General features: G+C 61.5%; 15 protein-coding genes. All 15 read right to left on the bottom strand.

Annotated elements, in window-relative coordinates; genetic code table 11:
* Window positions 1-117: 117 nt before the first annotated feature.
* The 15 genes from rpoN to nifK all read right to left on the bottom strand — a co-directional run bounded on the left by rpoN (window position 118) and on the right by nifK (window position 12914).
* Window positions 118-1404 carry an RNA polymerase factor sigma-54 gene (rpoN, locus tag BW967_RS12520; protein ID WP_076485417.1) on the bottom strand — a complete coding sequence of 429 codons (1287 nt, stop codon included), beginning with the start codon at window positions 1402-1404 and terminating at the stop codon, window positions 118-120.
* A 142-nt stretch (window positions 1405-1546) separates the two neighbouring features.
* Window positions 1547-1891, bottom strand: a complete 345-nt coding sequence (gene nifW / locus BW967_RS12515; RefSeq protein ID WP_076485416.1) for a nitrogenase stabilizing/protective protein NifW — start codon at window positions 1889-1891, stop codon at window positions 1547-1549.
* A 13-nt stretch (window positions 1892-1904) separates the two neighbouring features.
* Window positions 1905-3065, bottom strand: a complete 1161-nt coding sequence (gene nifV, locus BW967_RS12510; protein WP_076485518.1) for a homocitrate synthase — start codon at window positions 3063-3065, stop codon at window positions 1905-1907.
* Between the two features lie 10 nt (window positions 3066-3075).
* Window positions 3076-4287 (bottom strand): cysteine desulfurase NifS, encoded by a 1212-nt coding sequence (nifS, locus tag BW967_RS12505; RefSeq protein WP_076485415.1) that lies wholly within the window; start codon window positions 4285-4287, stop codon window positions 3076-3078.
* Between the two features lie 7 nt (window positions 4288-4294).
* Entirely contained in the window at window positions 4295-5116 is an 822-nt protein-coding gene (locus tag BW967_RS12500) for an iron-sulfur cluster assembly scaffold protein (RefSeq protein ID WP_076485414.1), read from the bottom strand.
* A gap of 10 nt (window positions 5117-5126) precedes the next feature.
* Window positions 5127-5447 (bottom strand): iron-sulfur cluster assembly accessory protein, encoded by a 321-nt coding sequence (locus BW967_RS12495; RefSeq protein WP_076485413.1) that lies wholly within the window; start codon window positions 5445-5447, stop codon window positions 5127-5129.
* A 174-nt stretch (window positions 5448-5621) separates the two neighbouring features.
* The gene (locus BW967_RS12490) at window positions 5622-6077 is read right to left on the bottom strand and encodes a hypothetical protein (protein ID WP_076485412.1); all 456 of its coding nucleotides are present in this window, start codon (window positions 6075-6077) and stop codon (window positions 5622-5624) included.
* On the bottom strand, window positions 6064-6567 hold the full coding sequence (locus BW967_RS12485; protein ID WP_076485517.1) for a nitrogen fixation protein NifQ: 504 nt from the start codon (window positions 6565-6567) through the stop codon (window positions 6064-6066). The genes BW967_RS12490 and BW967_RS12485 overlap by 14 nt, the downstream gene beginning before the upstream one ends.
* Before the next feature lie 31 nt (window positions 6568-6598).
* On the bottom strand, window positions 6599-6904 hold the full coding sequence (gene fdxB / locus BW967_RS12480; RefSeq protein WP_076485411.1) for a ferredoxin III, nif-specific: 306 nt from the start codon (window positions 6902-6904) through the stop codon (window positions 6599-6601).
* Window positions 6905-6910: 6 nt separating this feature from the next.
* Entirely contained in the window at window positions 6911-7114 is a 204-nt protein-coding gene (locus BW967_RS12475; protein WP_076485410.1) for a CCE_0567 family metalloprotein, read from the bottom strand.
* A 152-nt stretch (window positions 7115-7266) separates the two neighbouring features.
* Window positions 7267-7737 carry a NifX-associated nitrogen fixation protein gene (locus tag BW967_RS12470; protein ID WP_076485409.1) on the bottom strand — a complete coding sequence of 157 codons (471 nt, stop codon included), beginning with the start codon at window positions 7735-7737 and terminating at the stop codon, window positions 7267-7269.
* On the bottom strand, window positions 7737-8222 hold the full coding sequence (gene nifX, locus BW967_RS12465) for a nitrogen fixation protein NifX (protein WP_076485408.1): 486 nt from the start codon (window positions 8220-8222) through the stop codon (window positions 7737-7739). Before nifX ends, BW967_RS12470 begins: the two co-directional genes overlap by 1 nt.
* The gene (nifN, locus tag BW967_RS12460; protein ID WP_076485407.1) at window positions 8197-9582 is read right to left on the bottom strand and encodes a nitrogenase iron-molybdenum cofactor biosynthesis protein NifN; all 1386 of its coding nucleotides are present in this window, start codon (window positions 9580-9582) and stop codon (window positions 8197-8199) included. Before nifN ends, nifX begins: the two co-directional genes overlap by 26 nt.
* A 1-nt stretch (window position 9583) precedes the next feature.
* A complete protein-coding gene (gene nifE, locus BW967_RS12455) occupies window positions 9584-11161 on the bottom strand; it encodes a nitrogenase iron-molybdenum cofactor biosynthesis protein NifE (RefSeq protein WP_076485406.1) in 1578 nt (525 codons plus the stop codon).
* Between the two features lie 214 nt (window positions 11162-11375).
* On the bottom strand, window positions 11376-12914 hold the full coding sequence (gene nifK / locus BW967_RS12450; protein WP_076485405.1) for a nitrogenase molybdenum-iron protein subunit beta: 1539 nt from the start codon (window positions 12912-12914) through the stop codon (window positions 11376-11378).
* Between the last annotated feature and the right edge of the window lie 90 nt (window positions 12915-13004).

Raw genomic sequence — 13004 nt, 5'->3', positions numbered from 1 at the left:
AGGGTGCTGGGCGGTTATGTCGCTCAATTTTGCGTTCCGTCACAGGGCGGCGCACAAGTTTCTAGCGACAGGGCGCAGAGTGGCGCGAAAAGCGGCATTCTATATCTTGAATGCGACTTATCCAGCCAAGGCCGCGCGGCGGCGCTCGTAAGACGAAGCCAGCCCAAGCGTGGAGCGGTATTTCGCCACGGTGCGGCGCGCAAGCCGCAGGCCAGCCCGTTCGGCAAGCACCACAATGGCATCATCGCTGAGCGGATTGGCGGGATCTTCGTCGCCCACAACGCGGTTGACGAAATCGAGCGCCGAGTCGCGCGAGACCGCCGCACCCCCTGCCCCGGTCGAGACCGCACGGGAGAAGAACGCCCGCAGCGGCAGGGCGCGCACCGGGGTTTGAATCATCCGGCCCGAAACCGCACGCGAGATGGTGGACGCATGCAATCCAAGCTCCCCGGCCACATCTTCGAGCGTGAGCGGCACCAAATAAGCGGGCCCCTTTTCCAAGAAAGCAGATTGGCGCGCGACCAGTACCGCCGCCGTGCGCAACAGCGTATCGCCGCGCCGTTCGAGCGCTTGCGCCAAAGCGCGCGCCTCGGCCAGCGCTTTGCGCCGCTCCGCCCGGGCCGCTTTATCGGCTTTGCCATCGGGCAAGCGGTCTTCGCGCACAGTGATAGAGGGCGAGGTCGCGCGGTTGAGTTCCACCGTCCAGCCTTCGTCGCCGCGAATGGCAATCAGGTCCGGCGGAAAGACCGGGGTCGGCTGATGGTCAAAGGCCAGCCCCGGCTTGGGGTTCAGATGGCGGATTTGTTTGACGATCTCTGGAATGTCCGAGACCTCACAATCGCACAAATCGGCCAGATCGGTGAGCCGATTTTCCGCCAAGAGATTGATATTGCGAATAAGGCATTCGACCTCCCAGGTCAGGATGTCTTCTTCGCGCGCTTGAATGATCAGACAATCGGGCAGATCGCGGGCAAAGAGACCGGCCGGTTCAAAGCCCTGCAGCGTTGCCAAGACCGCCTCGGCCCGCGCGGTCGACACCCCCGCCGAAAGCGCGATGGTTTCAACCGAAGCACTCAACCAGCCCGAGGGTTCGAGCGATTCCGCAAACCGCAGCGCCACCATCCGGTCGCCCGCATGGGTGAAGGCCATCTCGATTTGATCGACCACATGGGCCATCAGGCTCGGCTTATGTGCGGCGACCGCGGCAACGGCATCGAAATCCGCCCCGCCGCGCGCGGCAAAGGCCGCCGGAGCGCGATAGGCAAGATAGGGGTTTGAGGTCGCCTGTTCGTTGAGATGATCCGACAAATCCTGTGACGACATGCCAAGGATCGCCAGAGAGTGGAGCATCTGCCCCCCCATCTGCATCGATTGGCGTTGTGATAGCGTCTGCACGAGGTCCATGGGATCATCCTATCTCAATGGGTCGGGCCGGAACGGCGACAATGACTGGCCTGCGACAACGGGGCCGCGTGGCCATGGGGTGTATGCGCAAAAATGCAGCACGGATCATGCCAGGCGCGAAATATCCCGGCAGTCGCGCGGCTCAGCGCGGGTTAATCTTCAAGCTATCGAGCCCAACAAACTTATTGGCTTGGCGTGCGGCTTGGGTCTCAAACACTTTGAAGACCTTTTCCGCCAAGGGCGTGGAGGCGACAAAATCATCATGCGCGCGGGCGAGCGCTTCGCGGGTTTGGGCCAGCACTTCGTCTTCGCTCTGCCCCGAGAAATCGGTGCTGCGCAGATAGCTGCCAAAGCGTTTCATGATATGCAGCCGCGCCACGTTGAGGATGTGGCGGTCGGGTTCCAGCCCAAGATAGGCGAACATATCCTCCGCCGAAGACAGCTTCATCAACGCGTCAAGCGTGGGGCTTTCGGTCTCGGTCGTCATCAGGTTTCTCCTTTTACTCTTGAGCGCTGGCACGGGTAAGGCGCGCCACCATGCGGCGCAGATCATCGGCATTGGCGGGGCGCTTGGTGCGAATGGCATGGGCGCGCAAAAGTGGTTTGAGTTGCGCGGCAATCTCGGTCGACGACGGCAAGCCCGCCTCGGACAGCGCCGCACAAAGCCCCGCCGCGCCAGAGTGCTTGCCAATCACGATCTGACGTTCCCGGCCAAAACGCTCGGGCGCGCAGCGCGGGTCTTCATAAGTGTCGGCGCGCTTCAAAATTGCATCGACATGGATGCCGCTTTCATGCGCGAAGACGAGCGCGCCAGTGATCGGCTTTTGCACCGGAAGCGCGCGGCCCGAAGCACGGGCGACGATGTCAGAGAGCGGATGCAAAGCGGTGAGGTCAATGCCCGTATGCATCCCGCCTGCTTCCAAAGCGGCGCCCACTTCCTCAAGCGCGGCATTGCCCGCCCGCTCGCCCAAACCATTCACAGTGACGGAAAGATGCGTGGCCCCTGCATGGGCGGCCATGATTGTGTTCGCCGTCGCCATGCCAAAATCATTATGCGCGTGCATTTCAATCGGCAGCTCGATCTTGGAGACCAGATGGCTCACCAGCCGATACGCGCCCAGCGGATCAAGCAGCCCCAACGTATCCGCCAAACGGAAGCGGATCGCGCCAGCGGCTTTGGCCACCTCGGCCAAGCGGATCAGAAAATCGGGATCGGTGCGGCTCGCATCTTCGGCGCCGACCGAGACCTCAAGCCCGCGTTGCGTGGCACAATAAACGAGTTCGGCCGTTTCGCGCAGAATCCAGTCGCGGTCCACTCGCAGCTTGCCCTCAAGTTGCGCGGTCGAGGTGGGGGCGGCGAAATGCACCCGTTTCACCCCGGTTTTTTGCGCCATATCGAGGTCATTCATCCGCAAGCGGCACCAAACCACCGGGGCGGCGCGCTGAATTTCGGCCACCACGGCGCGGATTTCCGCGACCTCGTTCCAGCCCATCGCGGCGATGCCCACCTCAATCTCGGCCACGCCCGCGCAATCCAGCGCATGGGCGATGGCGCGCTTTTCGCTGAGCGAAAACGCCACCCCGGCGGTTTGTTCGCCATCGCGCAGGGTCGTGTCGCACAAGGCCAAGGTTTGCGGGGTCAGCGGTTGGGCGTGGAGCATGGTCATCTCCTCACTGGGCAGCGGGCATTTGGCCCGGCAGGTTGGGGCCATTTTCCGACCAGAAGGGCGACAGCGCCCGCAGGTCCGCGACAATGGCGGGAAGGGTCTCAAGCAGACGGTCAATTTCGTCTTCGGTAGTGAAGCGCGAGATCGAGAACCGCACCACGCCATGCGCGGCAGTGAAGGGCACGCCCATCGCCCGCACCACATGGCTTGGCTCCACCGCGCCCGAGGCGCAGGCCGACCCGGTCGAGGCGGCAATGCCCGCGCGGTCGAGCTTCATCACGATCCCCTCGCCTTCCACCAGATCAAAGGCGATGCAGAGCGTGTTCGGCACCCGATCGCGCGGCGCGCCCAAAACGGTGCAATGCGAGATGGTGTTGAGAATACCCGCCTCAAGCCGGTCGCGCAGCGCAGCGATGCGGGGGGCATCGTCAGCCAGACGGGCGGCGGCGATTTCGGCAGCCACGCCCGCGCCGGTCACGGCAGGCGCATTTTCCGTGCCCGCCCGGCGCCCGCGTTCTTGCTTGCCGCCGCGCAGAAGCGGTTGAAAGGCCACGCCTTTTTTGAGGTAAAGCACACCAACCCCCTTGGGGCCGTGGAACTTGTGGGCCGAGAGCGAGAGCATATCAATCGCCGTGCCCTTGACCGAAATAGGGGTTTTACCGGCGGCTTGCACGGCGTCTGTATGGAACAGCGCCCCAAATTCATGCGCCAGTTCGGCCAGCCCCTCGACCGGGAAGATCACCCCGGTTTCGTTATTGGCCCACATGAACGACACCACCGCGACACGGTCCGACAAAGCGGCCCGATACGCCTCAATCTCCAGCCGCCCTTGGGCATCAACCGGAATGCGTTGCACCTTCACGCCTTCGTATTTTTCAAGCGCATCACAAAGCTGCAAAATCGCGGGATGTTCGACGGTGGAGATAATCACCTCGCGCCGGCCTTCCTGCACCGCCAAAGCCGAGCGGATCGCAGTGGTATTGGCTTCCGTGCCGCCCGAGGTGAAGATGATCTCCGCCTCGCTTTCCGCGCCGATCAGCCCCTGCATCGCCTTACGGGCCGCACGCATCCCCTTGCCCGCAGCCGCCCCGAAGGCATGGGCCGAAGACGGGTTGCCATACTCCTCGGTGTAAAGCGGCAGCATCGCGGCGACAGCTTCTTCCACCACGCGGGTGGTGGCATTGTTGTCGAGATAGATGCGGGCGGCGTTGGTCATACTATCCTCAGGCGCGGGCGGTGGAGGGGATCAGAAGGAACGGGCGACCGATGGTCTCCATGATCCTTTTTTGAACCCCGGCAAGGGTTTGGCTTGCCATCAGGCAGCTGGCGCAAGTGCCCGAGAGCCGCACAAAGACCTGACGACCCTTGATTTCCAAAAGCTCAATATCGCCTTTGTCGCGTTGGAAGATCGGGCGCATTTCGGTGATGATCTTCGAGATCACCGAGGCGTCATCTTCGCTCACGGGTTCGACCGGGCCTGTCTCTTCTTCTTCGACAGCGGCAAGCGGGTTATTCTTTGCAATCAACTCGCGCAGCGTCATGCCGGGCGCGGCCCCGTTTTGGCGCGCGGCCATAGCCGCCGCAGCAGGCGGCGGCGCGCGGCGCGGCTTCGGCGGCACGGCGATTTGCACGAGCGCGGGTTCCGCCGGGCGGCGTTCGGGCGCGACCGGGGTTTCCCCCCGGAAAGCAGCAATCGCGGCGGCCAGCGCCTTTTCCCCGCTTTCGGAGCAGTGCATTTTCTCCGGCGGCAAACCGTCAAGGAATTCGGCAATATCGGCCGAGGTCAGGCGCGAGGCTTCGTCAACAGATTTGCCCCGCACCAATTCGGTCAGCGCCGAAGAACAGGCGATCATCGAACCGCCGCCGTGGCTCAGGAACCGCGCCTCTTCGATCATTTCCGACAAGGGATTGATGCGCAGCATCAGTTTGAGCGCATCGCCACGGGCAAGCGATCCGGCCTCGCCCACAGCATTGGCATCCTCCAACACACCCGCGTTGCGCGGTTTGAAGAAGTATTCCTTGACCTTATCGGAGTAATCGAACATCGCGCGCTCCTCAGCAGAAGGATTTGCCGCAACCGCAGCTGTTTTGAGCGTTGGGGTTGTCGAAAACGAAACCAGCGCCTTCGACATTGGTAACGAAGTCGATCTTCGCGCCGGTGAGGTGTTCACGGCTGGCGGGGTCGATCAGCACATTGACATCGCCAAAGCTCACCACCTCATCATCGGGTTGGGCTTCCAGTTCCAGCGCCATGCCGTATTTCAGGCCCGCGCAACCGCCCGATTGCACCATAAGGCGCAGCCCCGCGACGGGCTGACCGGCACCGTCGATGGCCGCTTTGATCGCGCTTTGGGCAGGTTCGGTAATATCGATCATGACACTCTCCTGTGACTGATGATGTGCCTTTGGGCCGGTTGGCCGAGGGCTCACCAGAGATACAGCAAGCATCGTGCCAAGTGCTGGCCCCTTATTTTCGCAGGTTTTGGGCCAAGTCGCGTCTGACAATGTGGGGGGATTGTGCGGGTTACGACAAAGTTCGGGCCAAGTGGCCTACATGTCTTCCGCAAGGCCGGTTTCATAGCGCTCCAGCAGCCATGCCCCGCCAAAACGATCGGACGGGTCAAGATAGGCCGCGATGGAAAGCACTTCGCGCACCAGATCGGTTTGCCCCATCCGCACCGCGCAATAGCCAATCCCCACCAAAGCTTGCAGATAAAGACCGGGCGCAAAGTCATGCGCGGTAAAATCGGCGTCTTCGGGGCGCACTTGGGCGGGGTCTTGCGGAATATTGAGCCGCCGCGCCGCCAAGCTCAAAATCACGCGGGCCTGCGGCAGGGCCGCTTCATAATCATGGCTGTAGAAATAGAAGCGATAGGCGGCGAGCCGCACCTCGATATCTTCGGGCGCCTCATCCAGCGCGCGGGCAATCGCCTCGGCGCTTTCGACCGGGCGCGAGCGGGCGGTCTCTGCCCCCGCCAACAAAGATGTGGGGTCAATCGGGGGCAAAGCACTCGGCCCGTTCGTCACATTCATCGCATGTGGGCGACAGGCACAGCGAAAAGGCGCTGTCTGAGCAGATCTGGCGGTAGAAGAACTTCTTCCAACGCATGTTTTGATGGTTCGCCGCAGCAAGGCCCGGCAAATGCCGCCGAATGAGCGCGCCCAGATGCGCGCGTGAGGGCAGACCAAGATCTTCCCACAAATGGCGATGTTCTTGCGCGCGCCGCGCCAAAATGGCGGCGAGCCGACGCGCCTCGGGGCTGTTCACCCCCGCGCGCCACAAAACGAGCATGGTGATCGCCTGTTCCTCGGCGCTTTGGCCGGGCGCAGGAAGATCAAGATCGGGAAGCTCTACGCCGGGCAGATAGGCATCGCGCAGCGCCGCCAAATCGGCGCCCGACAGGCCCAGCCGCTCGGTCAAAGGCCCCTGCCCCGCCGCCCGCTCCGCCAGCGCATGGGAGAAGATGCAGACAAAATCTGCATCCCCCGCGAGCATGGGTGCCGGCGCCGGGGTGGCGCAAAACGGATCAGGAAAGGGCCGCATGGCTTTGGCATTCCGAGGGGCAAACGCGCGCGCAAGCACCGCAGCCAACGCAGTTGTCGGCCTCGTCAAGCTGCATCACTTTTTTGACCACTTCGTCTTCCACATCATCCCATTCTTCGGAACCGACGCGAACAATGTCGCCATCTTCGGTGACGCCATAAAGCGCCATCACATCGCGCCCACAAACCTTGAAGCAGCGGCCACAGCCGATACATTTCTCGGCGTCAATATTCATCAAATAGACGGGGGTATATTCCGCACCACCGCGCGTATAGGCCACGTTCGCCATGTGTAATTACTCCTGTGCTTTCTTGGCGGCTTTCACGGCCTTACGGGCCTCATCCAGCTCACGGTAAATTTCAAAAGTCTGCTGCGCGACTTCGGGGATTTTCTGCCAGTCGGTCGGCAGTTCTTCCGAAAGATCGTGCAATTCCATCTTCGCATTGGTCGCGCGCATCGAGAGCTTCTTGGCGCGGGCTTCCAGTTCTTCCAAGGTCATTGGGCCGTCCTTGCTTTCGGTTTTTGACTTGTCGCCGCCCCCGCGCGCAAAAAGCGCGACAGCGCCGTACGCCCACGCGAGGGGTGCAATTTCACGGGCTCAATCTCCCGTTTGATCCGTTTCACTTTCAGCGGCTGGATCTGGATCATCGCTTAGGCCTTCGCCGCTTCGGGGAATTCCTCGATCAGCTTGACCGCGTCATCGACAAGCTTCTCGCCCGCCTGCGCGAGCTTCGCCCAGGTTTCAAAGCCAAAACGGTGCACATCGCGCAGGTGTTTGGAAACCACAACCAAACGCCCAGCAATCAGCACGACCCGGCCAAAGCCCTCGTGGTGCATGTTTTGCATTTGCGTTGCCATGCAGCCGGAGCGCTTTTCCACCAAAAGCCCAACCGCGTCATAAAAGCGGGTCAGCCGCCAAATCACCTCGGGCTCCGGGTCACCGATGATCGGCATTTCGCGGCGCTCTTCTTTGGTGATGATGAACTCTTCCAGCAGGTCAATGTCGGTCTTGTTGTCCCATTGGCCATGCGTATCCTCGGCGCGGATCACGGCGACCAGTTGTTTCAGGAACGGGCTTTCGACCATTTCGCCGCCGCGCGGCGCTTCGGTTTCAGTGTCCATCAAACGGATTCCTCTTCGTCGAAATCGGCGGTGAAATCGGGTTTTTGATAAGTGCCAAGGATTTTGCGCAGGAACGGCGGCGGGCTGCCCGAGAGCATTTCTTGCACCTGCGCGATCACATCGGCGATCGGCTCGGGCTCTTTGCGTTTGATCGGATGGCAGCCCATTTTCACGACGCGCGCCGCAGACGGGCCCCCGATGGCCAGCGCAAAGACCAAAGCGCAGCCTTCAAGCGCTTCGACCTTGGGGGCGATCCGGTCGTCAATGTCGTCATGCTTGCCCGATTGCTCGGTCGCGGTGGAAAACTCATGCGCGGCGACAAAACGCGCGCCGGTTTTCCAGACCTCATAGACCGCGATTTTGCGGGCCGAGCCAAAGTGAGCATCAAGGTTTTCAAGATCGTTTGAGGCAATGGCCACGCGCAGCGGCTTTTCACCGGGCGCGGGGGCATCCGACTCCTCAACAAGACGCAGGGTGCGGGACATGGGAGAACTCCTCAGGCAGGGGGGTTGCGCCGAAATCTTCCGGCCTTGGGGTGTGGTGAACCGATTGCACGGCATTGGCGACTTCGAACAAAAAGGCCCGGGTGCCGCGATAACCGACCCGGCAGGCATCTTGCGCGCCGATCCGGTCAAACACCGGAAAGCCCACGCGCACGAGCGGCAGATGCAGCGCCTCCGCCGCCATCCGGCCATAGCTGTTGGTGAGCAAAACCTGCGCGCCCGCGGCTTTCGCGCCGCGCTCAAAATCGCCCAGATCGCCCAAGATCACCTCGTCACACGGCATCCGCTCGATGACGGGGCTGTGCTGGGTGGTGGTCACGGCGGTGACGATTTCCGCGCCCATTTGCGTGAGCGTGGTGGCCAAGCCGAACATCAAATCAGGCTCCGCGCCGATCGCGACTTTCAGCGCGCCGGTGAAGAAATGCGCGTCCAACATCGCATCTTGCAAACGCGTGCGGTCACGTTGGAGGGAGGGCGGCGGGGTTTGCGTACCCGAAAGCTCCATCAGCACCCGCACGAAGGCATCGACCGCCTTGAGGCCCGTCACCGAGGGGAAAACCCGATAAGGCACGGCGGCCTTGTCTTCGATGATTTGCGCGGTGCCCCGCATTTGCTCACCAATCGCGAGTGTGCAGGCCGAGCGCGTCACATCGGCAATGCGATCAACGGGCGTGCCGCCAAGCGAGCAGCCAGACCAATCCTCGGCCAAGTGTCCATCAAGCGATGTGGAAATATCGGGCAGCACCAGCGGATTAAGGCCGAAGGCGCGGATCATCCGCACCAATTCTTCAATTTCGGCGGGCGTCAAATGCACGCCGGGCAAAAGCGTGACCTGCCGCAAATCCGGGTCGGGCGCAGGCGTCACCGGGACAAGCGCGGTGACCAAAGCCTCAATCGCCTTGGCCCAGCCATCTTGCATCCCGCCTTCAAAATCAGGCGTCGCGGCATAGACAACCTTGGTCTCGGCAAAGTCTTTGCGGCGAGAGAGAATATCGCGCAATTCACCCGCCACATCTTCGCCGCGCGTTTCGGTGAGCGCGGTGGAGGCAATTCCGATGAACTTCGGGTTCGCGCGTTTGCGCAGGTTTTCAATCGCTTGTTCCAACTGATCAGCCCCGCCCAAGATCGTGGTGATCTCGTTCATCGCGGTGGTCTGCAGCGGGATCGCCTCTTTGAAATGGCGCACCAGATGCACCATGCCAAAGGCGGTGCAGCCCTGTGCGCCATGAAACAGCGGCACGGCGCGCTCAATCCCAAGATAAGCCAAAGCCGCGCCCAAGGGAGCCGAGGCTTTGAGCGGATTGGTGGACAGCGCGCGGCGCGGGTGGGTCAGGCAAGCCATCTCAGCAATCCTCGAAATCGGTGGCGGAATTGGCCAAACCTTCAAGCGGATTGGCCGCGGCTTGCGGGGTTTGCACCTCCGGGCTGGAAGGCGTTTGCGGCACCAAGGTCGGCGCGCGGCCCATCGGCGCGGAAACATGGGTGACCGGGCAAGCTCCAGACGGCGCGGGCAGCACAGCGCCCCCCGTCAGCGGCACATCCCAAGGCGCAGGTTCGCGCAAATCGGCCCAGATCGGGTTGTTCACAGACCGGTCGATGGCGCGGACAAGATCGACCATCCCCATATAACCCGCGTAGGGCTCGTGCTTTTCTTGGTTCACATCGACCCAAGGCATCCGCGCTTTGAGCGCCACAAACTGGCTGCGCCCGCCTGAAAGGAGCACATCAGCCCCCGCATCGCGCAGCATGTCATACATCTCACGCGGGGCCATGTTTTCATACATATGGTTCGCGTCGCCCATGATCTCGACCACGCGGGCGCGGTCGTTTTGGGTCGCTTTGCGCATCGAGGTGCCCACCACCTCCATGCCCAATTCTTGCAGCGCGGCGACGACCGACCAGGTTTTATGCCCGCCGGTGTAAAGCAGCACCCGCTTGCCCGCGACGCGGGGCCGCAAAGGTTCGAGCGCCGCCCAAACCTTGGCTTCCTCTTCGGCAATCAGCGCCTCGCAGCGGCTGAGCAGTTCGACATCTGCGCCCTGCTCGACCAGCAGCCCACAAATTTTGCGCAACGCCTCCGAGGTATCGGCGATGCCATAGAACGAGCCTTCAAAATACGGCACGCCCCAACGCTCTTGGATTTTGCGCGCGACATTGACCAGCGCTTGCGAGCAAACCAGCATTGTCGCCTTGGCGCGGTGCATCTGCGCCACTTGGCGATAGCGCGCATCGCCCGAGATCGAACCGAGGATACGGATGCCAAGTTTGTCGAGCAGCGGTTTCACCTGCCACAACTCGCCCGACAGGTTGAAATCACCAATGATATTGATGTCGTAAGGCGTGGTCGTTTCCGGCTCGATCGTGCCGATCACGTGGTCCAGCAGCGCCTCACCGCCGAGCTTGTTGCCAAGGTTTTTGGAGCCCACAAAGCCCGGCACATTCACCGGAATGACGGGCGTGCCCCATTTCTCGGCAGCGGCTTTGCAGACCACTTCAATATCGTCCCCCACAAGAGAAGTGACGCAGGTCGCATAAACGAACACCGCTGCCGGGGATTGCTCCTTGATTACCTCATGGATCGCGCGGAAAAGCTTCTTCTCGCCATGCCCCATCACGATATCGAGCTCGCTCAGATCGGTGGTGAAGCCTTTGCGGTAAAGGTCAGACCCCGAAGAAGCTGCAGAGCGGTTGTCCCAACCATTGCCCCAGCACGCGAGCGGCGCATGAACAAGATGGGCCACATCGGTGATCGGTTGCAGGGTGATCATTGCCCCGTCAAACGCACAACCACCTGCGGCCGCGCCGGGCGTAAGCTGCTTGGTGCAGCCCTTCTTGCGCGCACCGTCGGCTTTCGCGGTATTGGTGGCGCAACCCGGCTCGTTGAGCACTTCGGCGACTTTGTTCTTCAAGGCTTCGGACATGAGGCGTCTCCCTGTTACAGAAGATGAAGCAAGGAGCGTGCCAAGTTGCACATCCTGCAAAATGCCTGCCAAGCCCCTGCTTTGATGCAATTTTCCGACTTGGCCCGAAAATTGTAGGATTGTCGGGTTCACGACAGCCCACGAAAACCCTGCCCCTACAGATAGAAAAAGGCCGGCGGTTCGCACCGCCGGCCCCTTGGCAAAGCCCTGTCCCTTAGCGGGTCAGGTCGAAGCTCATGTCGGTTTCGCCCAGCGTGCCGGCGTCTTGGTCGGCCTTGAGGAAGATCGCGTCGAGGATCTTCACGAGGACGGTCAGACCACCTTGGTAGCCCCAGGTCGGGAAGCGGTGGTGGTGGTGACGGTCGAAGATCGGGAAGGTCAAGCGGATCAGCGGGATACCGGTGTCACGCTCAAGGTATTTCCCGTAGGACGAACCGATCAGGAAGTCGGTCGGCTCGGTGGCGAGCAGCGAACGCATGTGCCACAGGTCTTTACCGGCCCAAACTTGCGCTTTGGCACCGAACGGCGAGGCGTCCAGAACCGCTTGCATTTGTTTGGCCCATTTTTTCGACCCGTTGGTGGCCAAGCAGTGGCTGGGCTCGCCGCCCATTTCCATCACGAATTTGGCCATGCCGAGCACGAAGTCCGGGTCGCCGAAGATCGCGAAGGTTTTGCCGTGCAGGTAGGCTTGGCTGTCGGCCATCGCGTCGACGAGGCGGCCACGCTCCAGTTTCAGCGCATCCGGGATCGCTTTGCCGGTCAGTTCCGAGACTTTCATCAAGAAGCTGTCGGTCGCCGAAACGCCCATCGGGTAGTTGAAGACGGCGGTCTCTTGGCCCACTTTCTCGACGACTTCCATCGTCTTGGGCGAGCACCATTCTTGCATCGAGATCGTCGCTTTGGCGTTGATCGAGGCTTTCGCGTCTTCGAGCGTGGTGCCACCCGCATACATGCGGTAGGTGCCATCGGACGGGGTGTCATAAACTTCCGACACATCGCCAAGGATCGTGAAGCCCACGCCCATCATGTCGAGCATGCGTTTGATTTCACGGTTGTTGGCAACCGCATAACCGTCGAAGCCCGGAATGATGTTGATGCTTTCGCCCGCTTTGCGCTCGGCGCCGGCCCAGAACAGGTCGAGGAAGCCTTTTTGCGCGTTGTCGTAGCCATCAACGTGCGAACCCACGAAGGCCGGGGTATGTGCGAAGGGCACCGGGAAGTCTTCCGGAACCGACCCTTTTTCCTTCGCTTGGATGATGAAGGAGTTCAGGTCGTCACCGATAACTTCGGCCATGCAGGTGGTCGAAACGGCGATCATTTTCGGTTTGTAGAGCGCATAGGAGTTGGCGAGACCTTCGACCATGTTGGTCAGGCCGCCGAACACCGCGGCGTCTTCCGTCATCGACGAGGACACAGCCGCCGAGGGCTCTTTGAAGTGGCGCGACAGGTGCGAACGGTAGTAGGCCACGCAGCCTTGCGAACCGTGCACGAAGGGCAGCGTGCCTTCGTAGCCTTGGGCAGCGAACACGGCGCCAACCGGTTGGCAAGCTTTCGCCGGGTTGATCGTCACCGCTTCACGGGCGAGGTTCTTTTCGCGGTATTCCCAGGATTTGGTCCAGTCGCCGATCTGATGGATCGTTTCGGCGGTGTGACCGCATTCGTAGGTCGCCTTTTTGTTGGCGAGCATGTCTTTGTATTCGGGCTCATGGAAAAGCTTCGAATGGTCGAGAACCTTATCTGCCGACTGGGGCATGGGTCTGTCCTTTCATGGGCCGTCCGCATTCCGGGACGTGGCCAAAGGGGGGAGGAAGGGGGGCGGGCAAAGCGCCCCCCGCAAGCTCAA

It is taken from the genome of Rhodobacter aestuarii, assembly GCF_900156655.1.
Taxonomy (GTDB): Bacteria; Pseudomonadota; Alphaproteobacteria; order Rhodobacterales; family Rhodobacteraceae; genus Rhodobacter; species Rhodobacter aestuarii.
The sequence above is the reverse complement of the archived record's forward strand: the minus strand, read 5'-3'. Positions and strand labels throughout refer to the sequence as shown.